This is a genomic window from uncultured Mediterranea sp., from assembly GCF_902493215.1.
In the GTDB taxonomy this organism is placed as follows: domain Bacteria; phylum Bacteroidota; class Bacteroidia; order Bacteroidales; family Bacteroidaceae; genus Bacteroides.
In genome coordinates this window covers 155,218-178,029 of record NZ_CABUOL010000004.1, presented here as the reverse complement: position 1 = coordinate 178,029, position 22,812 = coordinate 155,218, and the positions used below count along the sequence as shown (strand labels likewise).

The 22,812-nt window shown below is 53.9% G+C and carries 20 protein-coding genes; 12 read left to right on the top strand and 8 right to left on the bottom strand.

Going from position 1 to position 22,812, the window contains the following annotated elements; all coding sequences use genetic code 11:
* Position 1: 1 nt before the first annotated feature.
* The 4 genes from ilvN (at position 2) to RDO88_RS04160 (ending at position 3,636) form a co-directional block, all read left to right on the top strand.
* On the top strand, positions 2-571 hold the full coding sequence (gene ilvN / locus RDO88_RS04175; protein ID WP_307758166.1) for an acetolactate synthase small subunit: 570 nt from the start codon (positions 2-4) through the stop codon (positions 569-571).
* A complete protein-coding gene (locus RDO88_RS04170) occupies positions 564-1,307 on the top strand; it encodes an acyl-ACP thioesterase domain-containing protein (protein ID WP_307758165.1) in 744 nt (247 codons plus the stop codon). The genes ilvN and RDO88_RS04170 overlap by 8 nt, the downstream gene beginning before the upstream one ends.
* A 49-nt stretch (positions 1,308-1,356) precedes the next feature.
* Positions 1,357-2,400: a ketol-acid reductoisomerase gene (ilvC, locus tag RDO88_RS04165; RefSeq protein ID WP_075317914.1), complete on the top strand. Its 1,044-nt coding sequence runs from the start codon at positions 1,357-1,359 to the stop codon at positions 2,398-2,400.
* A 192-nt stretch (positions 2,401-2,592) separates the two neighbouring features.
* Positions 2,593-3,636 carry a 6-bladed beta-propeller gene (locus tag RDO88_RS04160; protein ID WP_307758164.1) on the top strand — a complete coding sequence of 348 codons (1,044 nt, stop codon included), beginning with the start codon at positions 2,593-2,595 and terminating at the stop codon, positions 3,634-3,636.
* 318 nt (positions 3,637-3,954) lie between these two features.
* Here RDO88_RS04160 and RDO88_RS04155 read toward each other — a convergent pair whose 3' ends face one another.
* The gene (locus RDO88_RS04155; protein ID WP_374043895.1) at positions 3,955-5,877 is read right to left on the bottom strand and encodes an AAA domain-containing protein; all 1,923 of its coding nucleotides are present in this window, start codon (positions 5,875-5,877) and stop codon (positions 3,955-3,957) included.
* A 92-nt stretch (positions 5,878-5,969) separates the two neighbouring features.
* Between RDO88_RS04155 and RDO88_RS04150 the strand changes: the two genes are divergently transcribed.
* The 6 genes from RDO88_RS04150 to RDO88_RS04125 all read left to right on the top strand — a co-directional run bounded on the left by RDO88_RS04150 (position 5,970) and on the right by RDO88_RS04125 (position 12,323).
* Positions 5,970-6,740: a DUF1295 domain-containing protein gene (locus RDO88_RS04150; protein ID WP_307758162.1), complete on the top strand. Its 771-nt coding sequence runs from the start codon at positions 5,970-5,972 to the stop codon at positions 6,738-6,740.
* 22 nt (positions 6,741-6,762) lie between these two features.
* Entirely contained in the window at positions 6,763-7,986 is a 1,224-nt protein-coding gene (locus RDO88_RS04145; RefSeq protein ID WP_307758161.1) for an NADH:flavin oxidoreductase, read from the top strand.
* A gap of 5 nt (positions 7,987-7,991) precedes the next feature.
* Entirely contained in the window at positions 7,992-8,837 is an 846-nt protein-coding gene (locus RDO88_RS04140) for an SDR family NAD(P)-dependent oxidoreductase (RefSeq protein ID WP_307758160.1), read from the top strand.
* Between the two features lie 12 nt (positions 8,838-8,849).
* Positions 8,850-9,869, top strand: coding sequence for a hypothetical protein (locus RDO88_RS04135; protein WP_307758159.1), 1,020 nt, complete (start codon positions 8,850-8,852; stop codon positions 9,867-9,869).
* Entirely contained in the window at positions 9,859-10,875 is a 1,017-nt protein-coding gene (locus RDO88_RS04130; RefSeq protein WP_307758158.1) for a BF3164 family lipoprotein, read from the top strand. Before RDO88_RS04135 ends, RDO88_RS04130 begins: the two co-directional genes overlap by 11 nt.
* Positions 10,876-10,976: 101 nt before the next feature.
* Complete coding sequence (locus RDO88_RS04125; protein ID WP_307758157.1) at positions 10,977-12,323, top strand: threonine/serine exporter family protein; 1,347 nt, start codon at positions 10,977-10,979, stop codon at positions 12,321-12,323.
* A 106-nt stretch (positions 12,324-12,429) separates the two neighbouring features.
* On the opposite strand, the gene nrdG is transcribed toward RDO88_RS04125, so the two are convergent.
* The 3 genes from nrdG to RDO88_RS04110 form a co-directional block, all read right to left on the bottom strand.
* Entirely contained in the window at positions 12,430-12,924 is a 495-nt protein-coding gene (nrdG, locus tag RDO88_RS04120) for an anaerobic ribonucleoside-triphosphate reductase activating protein (protein WP_307758156.1), read from the bottom strand.
* A gap of 12 nt (positions 12,925-12,936) precedes the next feature.
* On the bottom strand, positions 12,937-15,144 hold the full coding sequence (locus RDO88_RS04115) for an anaerobic ribonucleoside triphosphate reductase (protein WP_307758155.1): 2,208 nt from the start codon (positions 15,142-15,144) through the stop codon (positions 12,937-12,939).
* Positions 15,145-15,399: 255 nt separating this feature from the next.
* Complete coding sequence (locus RDO88_RS04110) at positions 15,400-16,497, bottom strand: redoxin domain-containing protein (RefSeq protein WP_307758154.1); 1,098 nt, start codon at positions 16,495-16,497, stop codon at positions 15,400-15,402.
* A 155-nt stretch (positions 16,498-16,652) separates the two neighbouring features.
* Between RDO88_RS04110 and RDO88_RS04105 the strand changes: the two genes are divergently transcribed.
* On the top strand, positions 16,653-16,892 hold the full coding sequence (locus tag RDO88_RS04105; RefSeq protein ID WP_307758153.1) for a hypothetical protein: 240 nt from the start codon (positions 16,653-16,655) through the stop codon (positions 16,890-16,892).
* Between the two features lie 77 nt (positions 16,893-16,969).
* On the opposite strand, the gene RDO88_RS04100 is transcribed toward RDO88_RS04105, so the two are convergent.
* The 4 genes from RDO88_RS04100 to RDO88_RS04085 form a co-directional block, all read right to left on the bottom strand.
* Positions 16,970-17,524: a 30S ribosomal protein S16 gene (locus RDO88_RS04100; RefSeq protein ID WP_307758152.1), complete on the bottom strand. Its 555-nt coding sequence runs from the start codon at positions 17,522-17,524 to the stop codon at positions 16,970-16,972.
* Positions 17,525-17,650: 126 nt separating this feature from the next.
* Positions 17,651-18,943, bottom strand: coding sequence for a Na+/H+ antiporter NhaC family protein (locus RDO88_RS04095; protein ID WP_307758151.1), 1,293 nt, complete (start codon positions 18,941-18,943; stop codon positions 17,651-17,653).
* Positions 18,944-18,981: 38 nt separating this feature from the next.
* Positions 18,982-20,472, bottom strand: a complete 1,491-nt coding sequence (locus RDO88_RS04090) for a UxaA family hydrolase (protein WP_307758150.1) — start codon at positions 20,470-20,472, stop codon at positions 18,982-18,984.
* 24 nt (positions 20,473-20,496) lie between these two features.
* Positions 20,497-21,552 (bottom strand): substrate-binding domain-containing protein, encoded by a 1,056-nt coding sequence (locus RDO88_RS04085; protein WP_307758149.1) that lies wholly within the window; start codon positions 21,550-21,552, stop codon positions 20,497-20,499.
* A 234-nt stretch (positions 21,553-21,786) separates the two neighbouring features.
* On the opposite strand from RDO88_RS04085, the gene RDO88_RS04080 reads away from it, so the two are divergent.
* Positions 21,787-22,812, top strand: coding sequence for a PfkB family carbohydrate kinase (locus RDO88_RS04080; RefSeq protein ID WP_307758148.1), 1,026 nt, complete (start codon positions 21,787-21,789; stop codon positions 22,810-22,812).

Sequence of the window (22,812 nt, the reverse complement as noted above, 5' to 3'; positions counted from 1 at the left end):
TATGACTGACAAGACATTATATACCATTATTGTTCATTCAGAGAACATTGCCGGTTTGCTCAACCAGGTGACGGCGGTGTTCACCCGCAGGCAGATCAATATCGAGAGCCTGAACGTGTCCGCTTCTTCCATTCAAGGTGTACACAAGTACACCATTACTGCGTGGACGGATAAGGACACCATCGAGAAAGTCGTGAAGCAGATTACCAAGAAGATGGATGTATTGCAGGCTCACTACTTCACCGACGACGAAATTTACCAGCACGAGATAGCCCTCTACAAGGTAGAGACTCCTGCGCTGGAGCAGACGCCCGAGGTGTCGAAGGTCATCCGCAAGAACCACGCCCGCATCGTCGAGGTGAACCCTGTCTTCTCCATTGTCGAGATGAACGGCGTGAGTGACGACATCACTCACCTTTATCAGGAGCTTCAGGCATTCGGGTGTGTGCTTCAGTTTGTGCGTTCGGGGCGTGTGGCCATCACTACCAGCTGCTTCGAGCGGGTCAACGAGTACCTGGCCGAACGGGAGGCAAAATATTTGAAAGATAAAAAGGAGAAAGACAATGAGTGAGAACAACAAAATAGGAACCTATAACTTCGTGGCCGAGCCTTTCCATGTAGACTTTACCGGACGGCTGACGTTGGGGGTGCTGGGCAACCACCTGCTCAATTGTGCGGGTTTCCATGCCACCGAACGTGGTTTCGGCATGGCCGAGCTGAACGAAGAAAACTATACGTGGGTACTGTCCCGTCTGGCTATTGACATGGACGAGATGCCCTTGCAATATGAACCCTTCTCGGTACAGACGTGGGTGGAGAACGTCTACCGCCTTTTTACCGACCGTAACTTTGCCATCCTCGACAAGGACGGCCGCAAGATTGGTTATGCACGTTCCGTGTGGGCGATGATCAGCATGCAGACGCGCAAGCCCATCGACTTGCTGGCCATCAACGATGGCGATATTGTAAACTACGTATGCGACGAACCTTGCCCCATCGAGAAGCCTTCACGCATCAAGGTGATGGCCACCGAGCCGGTCGCTTCGCTCACGGCCAAGTATAGCGACATCGACATCAACGGCCATGTGAACAGTATCCGCTACATCGAGCACATCCTCGACCTCTTCCCGCTGGAGAAGTATCGGACGCAGCGCATCCGCCGTTTCGAGATGGCCTACGTGGCCGAAAGTTACTATGGCGACACCCTTTCTTTCTACCTCGATGACGACGGTAACGGCGTCTACGGCGTGGAAGTGAAGAAGAACGGCGATGAAACCGTATGCCGTGCAAAACTGATATTTGAATAAAAGATATATATTAACCGGGCGAAAGCCACAAATAAAAACAATAACAACAATGGCACAATTGAATTTTGGCGGTGTTATCGAAAATGTGATGACCCGCGAAGAGTTTCCCTTGGAAAAGGCACGTGAGATTTTGAAAGACGAAACTATTGCAGTAATCGGATATGGTGTACAGGGTCCTGGTCAGGCTTGCAACCTGCGCGATAACGGTTTCAACGTCATCGTCGGCCAGCGTCCTGGCAAGACTTTTGAGAAAGCGATTGCCGACGGATGGGTACCCGGCGAAACCTTGTTCGGCATTGAAGAAGCAGCCGAGAAAGGCACCATCGTGATGTGCTTGCTCTCCGATGCAGCTGTTATGTCCGTATGGCCCACACTGAAGCCGCACCTCACGGCTGGCAAGGCGCTTTATTTCTCTCATGGTTTTGCCATTACTTGGAACGACCGTACAGGCGTGGTTCCTCCCAAAGATATTGATGTGATCATGGTGGCACCGAAGGGGTCGGGTACGTCGCTCCGCACCATGTTCCTCGAAGGCCGTGGCTTGAACAGCTCTTACGCTATCTACCAGGACGCTACAGGCAAGGCTATGGACCGTACGTTGGCTTTGGGTATCGGTATCGGTTCGGGCTATCTGTTTGAGACGACTTTCCAGCGTGAGGCTACTTCCGATCTCACCGGTGAGCGTGGTTCGCTGATGGGTGCTATCCAGGGTCTGTTGCTGGCTCAGTACGAAGTGCTCCGTGAGAACGGCCATACACCTTCCGAAGCCTTCAACGAAACCGTTGAGGAGCTGACTCAGTCGCTGATGCCTCTTTTTGCCAAGAACGGTATGGACTGGATGTATGCCAACTGCTCTACTACTGCCCAGCGTGGTGCCCTCGACTGGATGGGCCCGTTCCACGATGCCATCAAGCCCGTTATGCAGAAACTGTACGAAAGCGTGAAGTGTGGTAACGAAGCTCAGATTTCCATCGACAGCAATTCCAAACCCGATTATCGCGAGAAGCTGAACGACGAGCTGAAAGCTCTGCGCGAGAGCGAAATGTGGCAGACGGCCGTTACCGTCCGCAAGCTCCGCCCGGAGAACAACTGATCCATCTGACTGATTGAGGATACTATAAGGGAGTGTATCGGCGTGCTTGGCACGGCGGTGCGCTCCCTTTTCTTTTTTGTATTTTTTATATGATAGAATGTGCTGTAATTATGCTTTTTGTAGTTTTGCATGGTTGGTACATTTTTATTATGTAAGTGAATTTTTTGTTAAACATAACATCTGAATGCTGATATGTATAATAAGTGGTATATCTGTTGGTTATTAGGAATGCTTTTCTGCCTGTCGTATACAGAGAAGCAAAAGGATGATTCCGCATTTGTTCCCGATTTGTTGAACGAAGCGAAAGAGTCCATCCGGTATTCACAATTTGTAGACAGCTTGGAGTATCTCCCTTTGGAAACATCTGGCAAATGCCTGATAGGGAAGATTAAGGATGTTTATATTGGGAGGGAGTGTGTGTTTGTCTTTGACGATAGGATGCAGACGGTTTGGATATTCAACAGGAAAGGAAATCATTTGGGGGAAATTCGGAAATCCGGTAATGGGCCTGGCGAATATGGCAATGCTCAGCAGTTTGAAGTGGATGAGGCAAACAGGCAAATTGTTCTGCTGGACATTTGGACCAACAAACTCCTTCATTACGATTGGAAGGGAGGTTTCCTGAAGGAGGTGCCGTTGGAAGTTCGTGCTATGGATTTTAAACTGCTTCCTTCTGGGGGATATGTGGTGTCGTTGGCTGGCAGCGACACCGATGCCGCAGGAATTTATCAAGTAGATGCCTCGGGAAAAGTGGTCAGAAGGTTGGTAAAGCGGGATGAACGTTCGTCCATCTATACCCAGCTTTCTTGGGAACTCTGCTCGGTGGGCGACAACGTTTGTTTCATGTCACCTATTTTCGAGAACGATGCCTATAGTTTCGACGGTGAGGAGCTTGTCCTGCGTTATGCATTTGATATGCAGCCTCCTTTGAAACATCATTATGGTAAAGACGATACGTTTCAGCATATGGAAGATTTCAGCAGGACTCAATACATAGAGAGTGATGGTTGGATTTATGCAGTCTACTGGTCTTCGGTTTACGATTTGCGGTGTTTTCTGTTTTCGAAAAAGGAGCAACGCTATTGGATTGGCAAATCTCTGGTGAATGACTTGGATGGTGTAAATGCGAATGGTCGTACTTCGGCTACGCAAGGCAACACTTTCACCTTTTGGTATATTCCCGAGGGGGCGGAAGAAGAGAATCCGGTCTTGCAGATTATGCATTTGAAATCATAACGGATTCCTTTGATGGGGATTGCGAAAAGGTTTGTAAGGAGATTCGTTCGTATATTCAGGTAAGATCAGGGAACGTTCTTTCCCTCTGAATCATCCCTTGTTTTCCCCTGAAACATTGCCTCTTTTGCCTCAAAACATTCCTTGTTTTGGGGCAAAACATCCTACCTTTTGCAGGGTGACAATCCATGTCGCTTTTCGGATCTCGGTTTAAGCTGGGGAAAGCGGTGCTTTAAGCAGGACAAACCAATGCTTTGCCCAGCTTAAACGGATGCTTTTCCCAGCCTAAATCGTTGCTTTCCCCAGCTTGAACGGGGAACATCATGCAGAGGGGGAGGCCAGTTCGCGGATGTGCTCCAGTAGCTTCCGATAGAAGGCATGCCGTCCCAGCGTGGCGGCGTCGCCCAGGATGACGAGCTTCATGCGGGCACGGGTCATGGCTACGTTCATGCGGCGCAGGTCGCCGAGGAAACCTATCTGGCCTTCGTCATTGGCGCGGACGAGGCTGATGAAGATGACATCGCGCTCCTGACCCTGGAAACCGTCGACCGTGTTGACCGTCATCAGGTGGCGGTAGGGGCGCAGGGCGGCGCTGCCGCGAAGCTTGCCGCGCAGGTATTGCACCTGTGCCTTGTAGGGCGAGATGAGGCCGAAGTCGATGCGTTCGTCCAGAATGCGCTGTCCGCCGATGCGGGCAATGTATTTTTCCAGCTCGTTGAGCAGCAGGTCGGCCTCCTGGCGGTTGATGCGGCCGAAACTTTCGCCCACAAACTCTTCCTTGAAATCCATTTCCGACGTGTCAATCCACGAGATGGGGGTGTCCCAGTCGAGGATGCCGCGATGGCGCACTTCGGGGGCGGCCTGCAGCTGCCCGCCGTAGAACCAGTCGGACGAGAAGCGCATGATGGCTTCGTTCATGCGGTATTGGGTGGTGAGCAGCGAGACGGTCTCGGGCTTGCGGGCCACGACGGTCTCCATCAGTGTACGCTCCAGTCCGCTGCGTGCCGCATCGTAGCACTTGATGGTGGGCGGCAGTTGCTGGTGGTCGCCTGCCAGCACCACGCGGTCGGCCTTGCGGATGGCTATCCAGCAGGCAGCTTCGAGGGCCTGCGCCGCCTCGTCGATAAAGAGGGTGCCGAAGCGTCGGCCGGCCAGCACACGGTGGTTGCTGCTGACGAGGGTGGAGGCGATGACGTGGGCCGAGTCGAAGAGGTCGGTGTTGATCTGTACTTCCAGGGCTGTGGCACGGTCGCGCAGGCGTGACATGCGGCTGCGCACGCCTTCGCGTTCCTCGTAAGTGCCGCGGCGGGCCTTGCCATGAAGCTGGCGCAGCTCCTTGCGGATGCTCCACAGTTCGGTGTAGGCGGGATGTGACTCGAAGCGGCGTTCGTAGGTGAAGGACAGCATCTTGTCGTTGACACGCGTAGGGTTTCCGATGCGCAGCACGCTGACGCCGCGGTCCACGAGTTTCTCCGAAATCCAGTCGACGGCCGTGTTGCTCTGTGCGCACACCAGCACCTGCGGCTCGCGGTGCAGCGTTTCGTAGATGGCTTCGACCAGTGTGGTGGTTTTGCCCGTGCCGGGAGGGCCGTGGACGATGGCTACGTCGCGGGTACAGAGCACCTTGTTGACGGCCGACTCCTGCGTGGAGTTCAGCCAGGGGAAGCAGACGGGGTAGAGTTCGCGGAAGCCGGGTTTCAGGGTGCCCAGCAACGTGTCGCGCAGTTCGGCCAACCGGTTGCCCTTGGCGCGGAGCACGTCGGCCAGCGCTTCGAACATCGTGCGGTAGCTGGTTTCGTCGAAGTAGAGCTGCACGCCCAGCCGGTCGGCTGCCTGTACGTCGAGGATGGCACCGGCGCCGGGCATCACTACCACCATACGGGTCTCGTCGGCATAGCTGACGCTACCCTGGAAGTTGTAGTAGCTGAGGCTGCCGTCTGCCGTCTGTCGGAAAAAGCAGACGGGCCGTCCGTACTCGAAGTTGTGTTCGATGTCGGTATCTTCGGTGCGGGTCACCTCCAGCACCAGCTGGTTCAGCGAGTTGTAGTAACTGCGCCCGCTGGTGACGGGGAACCAGCACATGCCGCGCTTCACCTTGCGTGCCACGCCCATGGTTTCCGTCTGCCGGCGGAACTCTTCCTTCTCGTATTCGTACTCCATGCGCAGCAGCAACTGTTGTTGCTGGAGGTGCAGGCTGGGGTTGTTTGTCTCTTTTTCCTGTTTCATGAGGGCAAAGGTAGGCATTCTGGCGGAACTTGTGAATGTTTTTGTTGCAGAAAACGCTACAACCTTTCAGAGTTTTTGCCTATATTTGCGCATATCAAAACGATAGGTTTATGTCTCTGTACCAATTTCATAGTTTTCTGTGGGCGATGAGCGGAGTGGCTGTGCTGGTCTTCGTGGCGCTCTATTTTGTCAAGGCCGGTTATGGCATGTTCCGCACTTCGTCGTGGGGATTGTCGCTCGACAACAAGCTGGCGTGGGTACTGATGGAAGCACCGGCCTTTGTCGGGATGCTGGTCTGCTGGCTGCTTAGCGGGGCGGGGATGGTGGCCCCCCAGTCGGCAATGGCTTTGTTGTTCCTGCTGCACTACTTCCAGCGTTCGTTCGTCTTCCCCCTGCTGATGAAAGGGAAAAGCCGCATGCCGGTGAGCATCATGGGGATGGGCATCGTGTTCAATGTGCTGAACGCCTGGCTGATTGCTACCGGCCTGTTCGTGTATCCACCCCAGGGACTGTATGACGAGGGATGGAGTTTCCTGCTTCGTCCGCAGTCGGTCTTGGGTATTCTGCTGTTCTTCGTAGGGATGGGCATTAACCTGCATTCCGACCACGTCATCCGCCATCTGCGCAAGCCGGGCGACACGAAGCACTACCTGCCGGCACGTGGCATGTACCGTTATGTCACCTCGGCCAATTACTTCGGCGAGCTGCTGGAGTGGACGGGATTTGCCGTGCTGACCGCTTCGCCTGCCGCATGGGTCTTTGTCTGGTGGACGGCGGCCAATCTGGTGCCCCGTGCCGATGCCATCCACAAACGCTACCGGCAGGAGTTCGGCGATGAGGCGGTGGGTCGTAGAAAGAGAATCCTACCTTTTATATATTAAGTTTCCAATAAATATGTGATAAATGAATTCAAAACTGTTTACTCCAGTAACCATAGGGCCGTTGACGCTGCGCAACCGTACCATCCGTTCGGCGGCCTTCGAGAGCATGTGTCCGGGCAATGAGCCTTCGGAGCAGCTGCTCGACTATCACCGCTCCGTAGCCGCAGGCGGTGTGGGCATGACGACGGTGGCCTATGCGGCCGTTACCCGCAGCGGCCTCTCTTTTGACCGCCAGCTGTGGATGCGGCCCGAGATTGTACCCGGCCTCCGCCGGCTGACCGATGCCGTGCATGCCGAAGGTGCGGCTGCCAGCATTCAGTTGGGACATTGCGGCAACATGTCGCACAAGAGCATCTGTGGCTGTACGCCCGTAGGAGCCAGTAGCGGTTTCAACCTTTATTCGCCGACTTTCGTGCGTGGCCTGCGTGCCGACGAGCTGCCGGAGATGGCTCGTGCCTATGGCCGTGCGGTGAACCTAGCCCGTGAATCGGGTTTCGATGCCGTCGAGATACATGCCGGGCACGGTTACCTCATCAGCCAGTTCCTTTCACCTTCGACCAACCACCGCCGGGACGAGTTCGGCGGTTCGCTGGAGAACCGCATGCGCTTCATGGATAGGGTGATGGACGAGGTGATGAAGGCTGCCGGCAACGACATGGCCGTTTTGGTGAAGATGAACATGCGCGACGGTTTCCGCGGCGGCATGGAGCTGGACGAGTCGTTGCAGGTGGCCCGCCGTCTGCAGCAGTCGGGTGCCCATGCGCTGGTGCTGAGCGGCGGTTTCGTCAGCAAGGCCCCCATGTACGTGATGCGTGGAGAGATGCCTATCCGCACCATGACCCACTACATGACCTGCTGGTGGCTGAAGTACGGAGTGCGCATGGTAGGCAAGTGGATGATTCCCACCGTGCCTTTCAAGGAGGCTTATTTCCTGGAAGACGCCTTGAAGTTTCGCGAAGCTTTGGACATGCCGCTGGTCTATGTGGGCGGTCTGGTGGCACGGCAGAAGATTGACGAGGTGCTCGACCATGGTTTCGAAGCTGTGCAGATGGGGCGCGCCCTGCTCAACGAGCCGGGCTTTGTCAACCGCATGCGTGCCGAAGAAAATGCCCGCTGCTCGTGCAAGCACAGCAATTATTGCATTGCCCGCATGTATTCCATCGACATGGCCTGCCACCAGCGGCTGGAGGAAGAATTGCCGCCTTGCCTGAAAAAAGAAATTGAACGGATTGAAAGGAAAGGATGATGCGTATGGAAAAGAAACTGGCAGTCATTACCGGGGCCGACGGAGGCATGGGGACGGAAATCACCCGTGCGGTGGCCCGGGCGGGCTATCGTGTCATCATGGCCTGCTACGATCCGGAGAAGGCGGAAGTCAAGCGCCGGATGCTGGCCGAGGAAACGGGGAATGCCGACCTCGAGGTGCGTGCCATCAATCTGGCTTCACTGGCTTCGGTGGCAGCTTTTGCCGACCGTCTGTTGCAGGAGGGCGAACCCCTGGCGTTGCTGATGAACAATGCCGGGACGATGGAGACAGGCCGGCATATCACCGAAGACGGTCTGGAACGTACGGTCAGCGTCAACTATGTAGGTCCTTATCTGCTGACGCGCAAATTGCTTCCACTGATGGGAGAGGGAAGTCGGGTGGTGAATATGGTGTCGTGCACTTACGCCATCGGGAGGCTCGATTTTCCCGATTTCTTTCTTCAAGGTAAGAAAGGAGCCTTCTGGCGTATTCCCATTTATAGCAATACCAAGCTGGCCTTGACGCTGTTCACGATAGAGCTTGCCCGTCGGGTAAAGGAGCGTGGCATTGTGGTCAACGCGGCCGACCCGGGCATCGTTTCTACCAACATCATCACGATGCACATGTGGTTCGATCCGCTGACCGACATCCTGTTCCGCCCCTTCATCCGTACGCCGAGGCAGGGGGCAGCCACAGCCGTCAGCCTGTTGCTGGACGAAGAGGCTGGCAGGCGGACGGGAACACTGAACGTGAGTTGCCGTCCCAAACCGTTGTCGGATAAGTATCTTCATCACAGGCAGGCCGATGAATTGTGGAGCCTTACAGAGCAGCGGGTCAAACAATGGCTTTGATAGGAATAGAATATGAAAAAACAGACGTATATGTTGAGAAAGAATTTTATTTGTTTCGTATTGGTGGCTTTGTTCTACGGTTGCCATTCCGGACAGGAACGGGAAGTTGTCCGCGAGAAGGCAACAGCCCAAGTGCTACACAATGAGATTATGACCCGTATGCCGGGTACGATGGTAGTAGTGGGAGACTATGTGGTGTGGGAAGATCCGTTTGCGCGTGATTATTTTGTCAATGTCCACGAAGCGGCCACCGGTAAGTTGGCGGGCAAGATGGGCAAGGTGGGCGAAGGGCCTAATGAATTTATTACCGGCGGAATCAGCGCCCATTGCATCGGAGGCCGTCTGTTTGCCACGGATGCCAACGGACAGAACCGGGGATTCCTTTCCGTAGACAGCCTGGTGGCGGGCAAAGAACCGTTCCGGCCTTTGGACTTCGCCCAGCGGGAAGTGCGTCCGAAGATGACCGAACTCCAACACGGCGTTTTCGTGAAGCGGACGGAGGATGGCGATGAAGCCTATTTCAAAGCCAATATCCGGGGGCGTGAAAGCACGTTCGGTGTCTATCCGGTGAAAGATGTACGCGAGCATCTCGGTACGACCTTGGCCTACGACTCTGTCAGCGGCATGCTGGCTTGCGCTTCGTTCACGATACCTTACTTATCTTTGTACCAGAAGCAGGGTGATACCTTCAAACTGCTGTGGGAGGAAGAGGCCGAAATAGGCTATGAGGTATCCCGCGGGAAGATTGTGCCGGACCAGCGCATTGGCGGTATCTTCGGCCTTTCACTGACAAGGGACTACGTTGTTTCCCTGCATCGCGATTGGGAGAATGAACCTTTGGATGGTCCTGTGCAGGGACGGGATGAACGCCTTATCCCTCATCTGGTCTATCTCTACGACTACGATTCCCATTTGGTGAAGGTTGTGGACCTGGGTATGCCGGTGGTACGCATCGCCTCGGACCGCCGTAGCAATACGCTTTATGCCATAGGTTTGAATCCTGACTATATGCTGGTGAAATATGAATTGTAGAAATAGTTTGTTTTTGTACCTTGTTGTGGCGGTATTGTTGTCGGCCGTGTCTTGCCGTCAACAACAGGCCTCAACTGTATCGGTGGAGTATAAACGTGATTTCCCTGTCGATACAGTCATTACTTTGCAGGAAATCCCGATGGAAATGCCTACGGTTCCAGCCTTGCCTTACAGATTGGGAAACAGGTTGATCGTGTTGGGCAGTTACCGGACTGCCTATTTTTATACCTACCCTGATTTACATTTCGTCCGTTCCTGTCAGTTACCTCCATTCGCTTCACATAGCGTAATGGGGGATGAACTCTATTTGGAATCCCGGGGCAAAGTGGATGTCTACCGGCTGAACCATTCGGATTCACTGGTCCTGACCCGCTCGTTGTGTGTAGCTACGGTACCCTACAGTACAGGTGGTATCAAGCCGTTGGGAAAAGATACTTACATCTTTACCGGCGGGTTCGACATTGGCGGGACCCACGAATACCATATTGTTAATCCGGAAACAGGCAAATGGACATCGGGAGGAACCTTTCCTGAACCTTCTTCGGCACGCTTCAAACGATTGAAGGATTTCCAGGTAGCCTACTACCATTCCATTTTCGTAAAGCCGGACAGAAGCGCTTTTGTTGTGACATACGGAGGTGTACGGCGCATTCATATCTATGGTGTGGACGGAGATTTGCGCCATGCTCTGCATTTGGACTATGAACCGAACAACAACCATTTGGTGGAGCTTGATTACGACCGCAGATTTGAGCATTGTATGGGTGCTTTCGTTACAGACCGTTACATTTACACCGTCAACCCCGAACAGAAGCTGGACCGGCCGGAACCGCACGGTGACATCCTGGTCCTGGATTGGGAAGGTAATCTGAAAGCCCGTTACCGGCTGGACATGTATATAGACGGCATTGTGGTAGACGAAGAGCGGAAAGTCATTCTGGGATGTGGTGACAAAGGGAAAGGAAAAGGAAGACAATTTTTCAGATTCGATTTATTGCACATCTGAGATGCTTCTGGAGCACAAGCGGTGAAAACTTCGTTCCCCCTTTTGTACTTCGCTCAGTTTGCACTATCTTTGCAGTCCAAAATAACAACTATTACTGGAAGATGGCTAAAGCGTTAACTGATCAAGAAGTCGCCTTGCTGAGAAGGAAACTCGACTTGTTACTCCGTACAGGAAAATTATTAGTAGAGAGTGCAGCCGATACGAACCGTATCGTCCGTAACATGAATCGTGTGGCAGCCTATTTGGGACTCCCCGAAGAGAAGTTGCATATCGACGTGAGTTATACCATGCTGATGGTGAACGTGAGCGACGGCTCTCATTCGTTCTCCAAATTTCAGAAATGCGAGAAGCATGGCATCAACATGACTGCGATTTCTGAAATCAGCAAATTGTCGTGGAGGGCCATCGAAAACGACTATTCGCTCGACCAGTATGAGGAAGAGCTGGAACGCATCCGTTGCAAGAAACGCAATTATCTGCCATACGTGGTGGCGATAGGTGCGGGATTTGCCTGCGGTGGATTCTGCAAATTGTTCGGAGGCGACTGGATTGCTTTCCTCTTTGCCTCCATCTGCGCTTTCGCCGGTTTCAGGGTGAGGGCGCGCTGCATCGAATTCGGCATCAATCTGTACATGAGTATTGCCATTGCGGCCTTTATTTCTACCTGTCTGGCCTACGTGACGACCTTTACCGGCTTGTCTGCGACTCCGTATCATCCATTGTTGGCCTGCGCACTGTTTATAGTGCCGGGTGTTCCGCTCATCAATTTTGTGGACGATATGATAGACAACTATATCCAGGTGGGTATCGTAAGAGCCGTCAATACGGCGCTGATGGTGGTAGCCATGGCGTTCGGCATTGTGCTGGCCATGCGAGTCCTGGTGATGGAGGATGTGGTGATCGACAAGAAGTTCAGCGAGTTGAGCATTGTGCCGCATGATACGTATCTGACCTATGCCGTGGCGGCTGCTATCTCGGCCATGGGCTTCTCGATGATATTCAACATACAGCGCCGTCTGTTGTGGGTGGTGGCCATCGGTGGCATGCTGGCTGTCTGCACAAGAAACTTTGTGAATTTTGAACTGGGCTTCGGTCCGGTGGTGGGCTCTTTTATGGGGGCTCTTGTGGTGAGCTTGGTGGCTGTCAAGGCGGTGCATTGGTTTCATGTGCCCAATCATGTGCTGACCATTCCTTCGGTGATACCGATGATTCCCGGTGTACTGATGTATCGTTCGCTGGTGGCGCTGATCAACATGAACGGAGTGGTAGGAGAGGTGACAACCGTTGTGTCCAACGGCATCAATGCCTCGCTCATCATTTTGTGCATCTCTTTGGGTGTAGCCGTGCCCAATATTTTTGCCCGACGCTATATAGCCAAGGACCGTCAGCGTTTCCTGGCCGAAGAATTGCAGAAGCGCCGCGAGCGTGGCAAGTTTATCGAATGGTAAGGATAGCGTAGCTGATTTCTGGATATAGGACACCCGGAATGTTGGCCTGGAAACAGGAAACATTCCGGGTGTCTTTTTTATGTCTCAGCGTGTAGGACGCCCGTTGTCAGGGATTGTACTGGTAGGCTATGGCTTTACCGCTTTTCAGCGAGGCCTGCACGTCTATCAGACGCTGGTTGCTGCTGCCGCGGAAATAGAGTGATTCGTCGCGAAGATCTTCACGGAACCGGCCGTCGACCAGCACGTCGATGTATTGCAGCAGCTGATGCTGGTGCGGATTGGACAGCAGTTTTTCAAAGGTGTAGCCTGTGTAGCACCAGATGCTCTTGTCGCTGTTTTCCTTGATGGCACGCGCCAGTTCGGCAAAACCTTTGGGTTGGAACATCGGATCTCCTCCGCTGAAAGTGACGTCGGCAAAAGGATCGTCGAGCACCTTTTGCAGAATCTCTTCCGTGCTCATCGGATGCCCGCGCCGGATGTCCCACGACTCGGGGTTATGGCATCCGGGGCAGGCATTGGGGCATCCCGCCGCATAGATGGAAGTGCGGAAACCGGGGCCGTCTGCGGTTGTTTCTTCAAGAATGTCAAGAATGGACAACATGTGCGTCGTGCTTTATTGGTGGATGACACGGTCGTTCAGTTCGGCCAGCTTGGCTTTGTTCCAACGGTCGGTGGTACCTACCAGGTAGCCGGTGATGCGTTGCAGGCGGTCGATGTTCGTGCTGCCGCACTTGGGGCAGGTGTCCAGATGGTCGGCGGCGTTCTCGTATCCGCAGTCCATGCAGCGGTTGCGGTTGTGGTTCACGGAACCGTAGCCGATATTGTAGCGGTCCATCATGTCGACTACACGCATGATGGCTTCCGGATTGTGCGTGGCGTCACCGTCCATTTCTACATAGAAGATGTGGCCGCCGCGGGTCAGGTCGTGATAGGGAGCCTCCACTTCGGCCTTGTGGCGTGCGCTGCATTTGTAGTAGACGGGTACGTGGTTGGAGTTGGTGTAGTATTCGCGGTCGGTGATGCCGGGCAGCGAACCGAATTTCTTCCGGTCGGCGCGGGTGAACTTGCCGGACAGGCCTTCGGCCGGCGTGGCCAGGATGCTGTAATTGTGCTGGTAGCGGTCGGAAAACTCGTTGGCACGGTCGCGCATGTAGGTCACAATCTTCAATCCCAGTTCCTGCGCCTCGGCCGATTCGCCGTGATGGTGTCCCGTCAGCGCCACGAGGCATTCGGCCAGACCGATGAAGCCGATGCCCAGCGTGCCCTGATTGATGACGGGGGCAATGGTGTCGTTGGGCTTCAGCTTTTCGCATCCCAGCCACAAGGACGACATCAGCAGGGGGAACTGCTTGGCAAAAGCTGTCTTCTGGAACTCCATACGTTCGTGCAGCTGGCGTGCGGTGATGTCGAGCATGGCATCCAGCTTGGCGAAGAAACGGGCGATGCGCTCTTCCTGGTTGACGATGTCCATGCACTCGATGGCCAGGCGGACGATGTTGATGGTCGAGAACGACAGGTTGCCACGGCCTACCGATGTCTTGGGACCGAAACGGTTCTCGAACACACGCGTGCGGCATCCCATGGTAGCCACTTCGTGCAGGTAGCGTTTGGGGTCGTCGGCCTTCCAGTCCTCGCTCTGGTTGAAGGTGGCGTCCAGGTTCAGGAAGTTGGGGAAGAAGCGCCGGGCCGTCACCTTGCAGGCCAGCCGGTAGAGGTCGTAGTTGCGGTCTTCGGGCAGGTAGCTGACGCCGCGTTTCTTTTTCCAGATCTGGATGGGGAAGATGGCCGTTTCGCCGTTGCCTACCCCCTGATAGGTGCTGTTCAGCAGTTCGCGGATGATGCAGCGTCCTTCGGCCGACGTGTCGGTACCGTAGTTGATGGAGCTGAACACCACCTGGTTGCCACCGCGCGAGTGGATGGTATTCATGTTGTGGATAAAGGCTTCCATCGCCTGATGCACGCGTGCCACGGTCTGGTTGACGGCATGCTGTACCAGGCGTTCTTCGCCCTGCAGCCCTTCGAGCGGACGTTGCAGATAGTCGTCCAGTTCCTTATGATAGAGGTGCGAATAGTCGGCGGCGTTCAGCTGTTCGAGGGTTTTGACCTCTTCGATGAAGCTGTAGCGCACGTAGGGGGCCAGGTAGAAGTCGAAGGCCGGAATAGCCTGGCCGCCGTGCATCTCGTTCTGGGCGGTCTCCAGCGAGATGCAGCCCAGAATGCTGGCCGTCTCGATGCGTTTGGCCGGGCGCGATTCGCCATGCCCTGCCGAGAAGCCGTGGGTCAGGATGCGGTCCAGCGGATGCTGTACGCAGGTGAGGCTCTTGGTGGGGTAGTAGTCCTTGTCGTGGATGTGCAGGTAGTTTCCCTTCACGGCGTTCAGGACCTCTTCGCTCAGCAGGTAGTCGTCTACAAACGGCTTGGTGGTTTCGCTGGCAAACTTCATCATCATGCCTGCCGGTGTGTCGGCATTCATGTTGGCGTTTTCGCGGGTGATGTCGTTGGACTTGATATTGATGATTTCCAGAAACATGTCGCGCGTCTTGGCCTTGCGGGCGATGCTGCGCTGGTTGCGGTAGGCTATGTACTTCTGGGCAACATCCTTGCGGCTGCTTTTCATCAGTTCCAGTTCCACCATGTCCTGAATGGCTTCTACGGTCATCTGTGCCGCACCGCGGAAGGCGATGTGGTCCGTTATCTGATGGATGAGTTGCAGGTCTTCGCCCTTGTCGGTATGCAGCATGGCCTTGCGGATGGCGGTCGCAATTTTTTCTTCGTTGAAGCCGACGATGCGGCCGTCGCGCTTGATAACAGTCTGTATCATACAATAATGAATGTTTGGGGTTGTTTTTATCTTCTTTTTTGGTGATGCAAAGTTATCAAACTTATCCGAAAGTTTTCTGTTTTGGAAAACTTTTTGGTTTGTAAAATTTGTTAAGTTGGTGATAATCAGATGATGTTGTTTGCGTTTTGGAAAACTTTCGTTTTCTGGCGATTGTTGTGAAGTGAAAACTGATGGAAATAAAAAGAGGTCTCCGGATGTGCATCGGAGACCTCTTTACTATAGGGGATGATGTTGTTACTTCAGCACTTCTGCCAGTTTTTCCAGCAGGCCGTCGCCGTGCAGGCCGCGGGCGATGATGGTGCCTTCGCCGTCAATCAGAACTGTGTGGGGAATGCTGCTTACAGCATACAGCTGGGCGCCTTCGCAGTTCCAGTATTTCAGGTCGGACATCTGCGGCCAGGTGATGTTGAGTTGCTCGATGGCACCCTTCCAGGCGTCACCGTTCTGGTCGAGCGATACGCCGACGATTTCGAAGTTCTTGTCTTTATACTGCTTGTAGGCTTCTACCAGGTTGGGCATCTCGCGGCGGCAGGGACCACACCAGCTTGCCCAGAAGTCTACCAATACGACCTTGCCCTTACCAACGTAGTCGGACAGCTTGACGCTCTTTCCGTCGGGAGTCTGCATCTCGAAGTCGGTGAATTTCTGGCCGACAGCCGTAGCTTTCATCTTCTCGACGTTGGCCTTGATTTTGGCGATGGTTTCATCGTTGTCGTATGCGGCCGGTATCTGGGGCATCAGCGGGTCCAGATCTTCTACATCCATGTAGTAGAAATTCTGCTTCAGCAGATGGATACCAACGGCGTTGGTAATGTTCTGCTTTACGGCATCCTTCATGACAGCGATGGACTTATCCTGCAATGCTTCGATTTCCTGTCCTTTGGCTTCCCGCTGTTCCTGCGTCAGGGTTGTGTCTGTCGACAGGCTTTCGTAGATGGCGGTCATTTGTGCATTCAGCCCGTTGAGCTGGCTGCGTACAGCCTGATAAGCGTCGTTGTTGGGAGTACCGGTAGCCGAGTCGTTGTTGCGCGTCAGGCTCACGTTGATTTTACCGTTTTCCAGGAAGAAGTCCATCATCAGCGGTTCCTTGTCTTGGGCTGCGTAGGTGATGTAGCGGTTGGCTGCGGTATCCTGTACCCCCTTGAAGGTAAATGTTCCGTTGCTGATGACAGCCGAGTCGAGGCTGACGAGCTTGCGGCCTTCCACTTTCTTCAGATATACGGTGTCGCCGTCGGCGGCTCCTTCTACGGTACCGGTTACGGTGTAACCCGGATTTCCGCCGCAAGCTGCCAGTACAGCGGCTGCAGCGAGCAGATAACTAAGTCTTTTCATTGTTTTTATGGTTTTTATAATTAGCGGGGCAAAGATAGTGCAAACCGAGTGAAGTACAAAGCGAAAACGCAGTTTTCGGCTTTTACTTCCGAGGTGCCGCCTGCCTTCCTCTCAAATGGTTCAAGCAGGGTGAAGGAAATTATGAATTGCGAAATATGATTACAGATGAGGCTCCTGCCGGAAGAGTGGCGCTGATGCGTGTAGAAAATGGGTTTGAACCCCAGAGGGGGTATGTTTCAAACATTCGGGGTCTATGTTTCAAACATACCCCCTCTATGTTTGAAACATTCCCCGGAAACACTTTTCCCATCCTTGAGGAGCCGTTGCTTTTCAAAAATGATAAGGTGATTATTTATTTTGACATTGATGGGCGTTGGGGAATGGGCGGAAAATAAAAATCCCTCCAAGCCGGCAAGCTTGAAGGGATGGGGTTGTTTGTTTGAAATAAGCGTTCTTTAGTTTTCCGCGTGCTTTATTCTGCAGCGGGCGCTTCAGCTTCTGCAGCCGGAGCTTCAGCGGCTTCTTCAGCAGCCTTTGCAGCTTCTTCAGCAGCTTTGGCAGCCTCTTCAGCGGCTTTCTTTTCAGCCAGTGCTTTGGCTTTTTCTTCGTTCACCTTCTTTTCGGCTTCGAGGCGGGCTTTGGCTTCAGCCTTCTTGGCTTCTTCCTGCTTTGCCTTCAGAGCGGCCAGACCGTTCTGCTTGTTGTTCTTCCAAGCTTCGAATTTGGCTTCAGCTTCTGCTTCGCCGAATGCGCCTTTGGCTACACCGCCCAGGAGGTGCTTCTTCATGTAGACACCTTCGCGGGAAAGGATGTTGCGTACTGTGTCAGTGGGTTGTGCACCTTTCAGTACCCAGTCCAATGCGCGGTCGAACTTCAAATCTACTGTGGCAGGGTTAGTGTTCGGGTTGTAAGTACCGATTTTTTCAATAAATCTACCATCACGTGGTGCTCTTACGTCAGCAATTACGATGGAGTAGAAAGCGTAGCTCTTACGTCCATTTCTTTGCAATCTGATTTTTGTTGCCATAAATGTTTAATTAGTTAATTGATTTGAATTATGCTACTAACTCGTAATAGCGGCCGCAAAGGTAATCATTTTCTTTGGGTTGGCCAAGCAAATGTCCACAAAATGTGTGCGATACCTTTCTGGCATTCAGGAATACTTCTTCGGATATCTGAACAGAATGGCCAGCAGGGCAAAAGTTCCCATGCAGAAGGGATAGTACAGGTTGCCGATGATGTCCAGCGGCGAGATGGAGGCCAGTCCGGCAGCAATGAGCATCTGTGCGCCGTAGGGGATGAGGCCCTGAGTCAGGCACGAGAAGGTATCGAGTATGCTGGCCGTCTTGCGGCGGTCCAGGTGGAAGCGCTGGGCAATGTCGCGGGCAATGGGGCCGGTGGTGATGATGGCGATGGTGTTGTTGGCCGTACAGAGGTTGGCGATGCTTACCAGGGCGGCGATGCTCAGTTCGGCTCCCCGTTTTCCGCTGACGTGGCGGGTGAGGCGGGCGATGATGAAGTCGATGCCGCCGTTGTAGCGTATCAGCTCGAGCATGCCTCCGGCCAGCAGGGTGATGATGATGAGCTCGCCCATGCCCGTGATGCCCGAGCCCATGGCGCCGAACCAGTCGAAGAACGACATGCCGGTGAGGAACCCGATGAGGCCTGTCGACACGATACCCAGCATCAGGACGAGCATGACATTGACGCCGGCCACGGCGGTACCCAGCACGATGAGGTAGGGCAGTACCTTGAGCCATTCGATGGCTTCGGTCTGCGGAGGAGCAGTGATGCTCAGCCCCTGGTAAACGTAGAGGCCCAGTACCACGATGGCGGCAGGCACTACGATGAGGCAGTTCACGCGGAACTTGTCTGTCATGACGCAGTCCTGCGTGCGGGTCGAAGCGATGGTGGTGTCGGAAATGAACGACAGGTTGTCGCCGAAGAAAGAGCCGCCTACGACGATGGCTGTCATGTAGGCCAGGTCGACACCGGTCTTTTCTGCCAACCCCACGGCTACAGGCGTCAGGGCTACAATGGTGCCCACACTGGTACCGATGGAGAGCGAGATGAAGCAGGCAGCCAGAAAGATGCCAGCCAGCAGCAGGTTGTCCGGCAGGATGTGGAGGGTCAGGTTGACCGTCGCGTCAATGGCGCCCATCTGCTTGGCACTTTGGGCAAAGGCGCCGGCCAGTACGAATATCCAGATCATCATCAGGATGTTCTTGTTGCTGGCTCCGGCCGAGAAGTGGTAGATGCGCTCTTCCAGCTTCAGGCCGCGGGTGATGGCCACGGCATAGCACGACGAGAACAGGAAGGCCACGGTAATGGGCATCTTGTAGAAGTCGTTCATCAGCAATGATGTCACGAGGTAGAGGCAGAGGAAGACGACAAGCGGGCTCAGTGCCCACCAGCTTCCCCGACGTATTTGGCTGTTTTCTTGCATAAAAAACACTGGATTAAGGGTAAGAAAAGACCGTTTGGTCAAAGCGTCACTCCATTCTTGAAGATGGCTATTTCCTTGTAGCCTTTCTTTTCGTTGTTCACCGGTTCGCCATTGGCTACACGGATGACGTAGTCGATGAAGCGTTCGCACGTCTGCTGCATCGGTTCGTCCTCGAGGATGACTCCGGCGTTGAAGTCAATCCAACCCGGTTTCTGCCTGGCCAGACGCGAGTTGGTGGAAATCTTCATGGTAGGTACGTAGGTGCCGAAGGGAGTACCGCGTCCTGTTGTGAAGAGTACCATGTGGCAGCCGCTGGAAGCCAGTGCCGTAGCGGCCACAAGATCGTTGCCGGGCGCCGACAGCAGGTTGAGGCCTTTGGTGCGGAGGCGTTCGCCGTAGGGCAGCACTCCTTCCACGTAACTTTTTCCGCACTTCTGTGTACAGCCCAGTGCCTTGTCTTCGAGGGTGGAGATACCGCCGGCCTTGTTGCCGGGTGAGGGGTTTTCGCCTACCGGTTCGCCGTGGCTCAGAAAGTATTCCTTGAAGTCGTTGATGAGTTGGACCGTCTGGTCGAACAGCTGGCGGGTGCGGCAGCGGTTCATCAGGATAGTTTCGGCTCCGAACATCTCGGGCACCTCGGTCAGTACGGTGGTGCCGCCCTGTGCCACAAGGAAGTCGGAGAACAGACCCAGCAACGGGTTGGCCGTGATGCCCGAAAAGCCGTCCGAACCTCCGCACTTCAGCCCGACACGGAGCTCACTCAGCGGGATGTCCTGGCGTACGTCCTGCGAAGCCTTGGCGTAGAGTTCGCGCAGCAGCTTCATGCCTTCCTGGAATTCATCGTCCACTTGTTGGGATACCATGAACCTGACGCGCTCCGGGTCGTATTCGCCCAGGAATTCGCGGAAGGCATCCGGCTGGTTGTTTTCACATCCCAGCCCCACGACAAGCACTCCTCCGGCATTGGGGTGGAGCACCATGTCGCGCAATATCTTTCGGGTATTCTCGTGGTCGTCGCCCAGTTGCGAGCAGCCATAGTTGTGAGGATAGGCCACGATGGCATCCACGCCTTTACAGCCGGTCTCAGCACGCAAGGCTTCGGCCAGCTGGCCGGCAATTCCGTTCACACAGCCTACGGTCGGTATAATCCAGATTTCGTTGCGTATGCCGGCGTCGCCATTCCTGCGTCGGTAACCTTTGAAGGGCAGCTGGCGGTCGGCGATGTCCAAATCGGCCTTGACGGGGGTATAGGTATATTCCAACAGCCCGGACAGGTTGGTTCGGATGTTGTGCTCGTTCATCCAGTCGCCCTGCTTGCATGCTTGGCAGGCATGCCCGATGGGGTAGCCGTATTTGATGACGTTCTCTCCGCAGGCCAGGTCTTTCAACGCAAACTTGTGGCCGGCAGGGATGTCTTCGTTCAGCGTGATGCACTCTCCGTCGACGGTTATCTGCTCGCCTGCCGACAAGGGGAGGATGGCTACAGCCACATTGTCTGCCGCATTGATTTTTAAGAATTTCGTTTCCATTATGGACGTTCGCGTTGTAAGGACTTATTGGTTGCAGTAGAATTCGATGTTCTCTTTGGTCAGCAGGTCGATGGGCATGAAATGAATCGGGTTTACCTCCTTCTTCAGAATCAGGTGGTCGCACAGCGTTTTGATGCCGTTGAATCCCTGCAGGGTGGGTTGCTGGGCGATGAGGAAGAAGATGCTTCCTTTCTTCAGGCATTCTACGTTGCGTTGCAGCAGGTCGTATCCCATGAGGTTGAAGCCAGTTATGCCCCTTGCAAGCAGATATTCCCCGATGATATAGGCTTTCGAGTTGAAGGTGATGCCGTTGCGCAGGGTAGGGTGTTCTTTGAAGAAGTCGTCCAGCATCTGTGCGTCTTCACCGTCGCGTTTGGCGTGAAGGTTGAGTTCGCGTATGCGGCAGTTCGGATGATGCTGCTTCATGTATTCGCGGAAACCGACTTCCCTCCGTTCCTGCTGGTTGGAGCCTACGACCCCTTCGTTTATTTTTCGGAAGATGACAATTTCCTGTGCATCCTTTCCGGCCAGCAGCATCAGCATGCGGGCAGCGAAGAAACCGCTTTGGTGAGAGTTCTGGCCGAAGAACGAAAGGGCCGGCTGTCCCTTAATATTCGAGTCGATATATATATAAGGTATATTCAGCTCGTTCAGTGCCTCGGTGAAAGGCAGGGTATACTGCGGGGCAGTGGGTGCAAAGAGCACTCCGTCCGGCTTCATCTCGACAATCTGTTGCGAAGCCAGGTCGAACGAGTGGTAATCGTAGGGATCGTAATAGGATAGGAGAACCTGTATGTTGAAGTCCGAGTAGGCAACGGTGGCCTGCTGGATGCCTGTTTCCACTTCGCTCCAGTATTCGCCCGCTTCGTGCTGCGGCAGCAGGCAGGCATACGTGTACTGTTTGTTGGTGGCCAGTGCGCTGGCATACATGTTGGGCTGGTAGTCCAGTTGTTTCAGTATGTCTTCCACACGTTTGCGGCTGGCCTCGGATACGCCGCTCCGTCCGTGCAATACACGGTCCACTGTGCCTACCGATACATTGGCCATTTGTGCAATGTCTTTAATTCTGATTCTGCTCATCTGTATCCTTTTTGTGTGCGTACACAATAATAATCTTAATATTTACAGCACAAATATATGATAATTTTTTGTATTCCAAAAATTGTTGTATCTTTGTGCCCGCACACGAAAGGTGGGGTATGTGAAGCTTTTTGCTGCTTAACTGCATGAAATCAGGTACTTAGCTTTTCTGTAGGCATGAAACTTATAAATTGAAAGAATATAGTTGTTTAATACATTAATAGAACTGAAAATATGGGAAAGAAAGTCGTAACGCTTGGTGAAATCATGTTGAGATTGTCAACTCCGGGCAATACTCGTTTTGTACAGTCTGATTCTTTCGATGTCGTATATGGCGGCGGCGAGGCCAATGTGGCTGTGAGCTGTGCCAACTATGGACACGACGCTTATTTCGTAACCAAACTTCCGAAGCATGAGATCGGCCAGTCGGCTGTCAATGCTTTGCGCAAGTACGGAGTGAAGACCGACTACATTGCCCGCGGCGGCGACCGTGTGGGTATCTATTATCTGGAGACAGGTGCTTCCATGCGTCCCAGCAAGGTGATTTACGACCGTGCCCATTCTGCCATCGCAGAAGCCGATCCTTCCGATTTCGACTTTGACGCCATCATGGAAGGTGCCGACTGGTTCCACTGGTCGGGCATTACGCCGGCCATCTCGGACAAGGCTGCCGAACTGACCCGTCTGGCTTGTGAGGCTGCCAAGCGTCATGGTGTGACGGTTTCTGTTGACCTGAATTTCCGCAAGAAACTTTGGACAAAGGAGAAGGCACAGTCCATCATGAAACCTCTGATGAAATACGTAGACGTCTGCATCGGTAACGAGGAAGACGCCGAACTTTGTCTGGGCTTCAAGCCCGATGCCGATGTTGAGGGTGGCAAGACCGATGCCGAAGGCTACAAGGGCATCTTCAAGGCCATGGCCAAGGAATTCGGTTTCAAGTATGTCATCTCTACCTTGCGTGAATCTTTCTCTGCAAGCCACAACGGTTGGAAGGCTATGATTTATAACGGCGAGGAATTCTACGAATCCAAGCGTTATGACATCAACCCCATTGTGGACCGTGTAGGTGGTGGCGACTCCTTCTCGGGCGGTATCATCCATGGCCTGCTTACGAAGGCCACTCAGGGCGAGGCATTGGAATTTGCCGTAGCGGCTTCGGCCTTGAAGCACACCATCAACGGTGACTTCAACCTTGTTTCCGCCGAAGAAGTGGAAGCTTTGGCCGGTGGCGATGCCAGTGGACGTGTGCAGAGATAA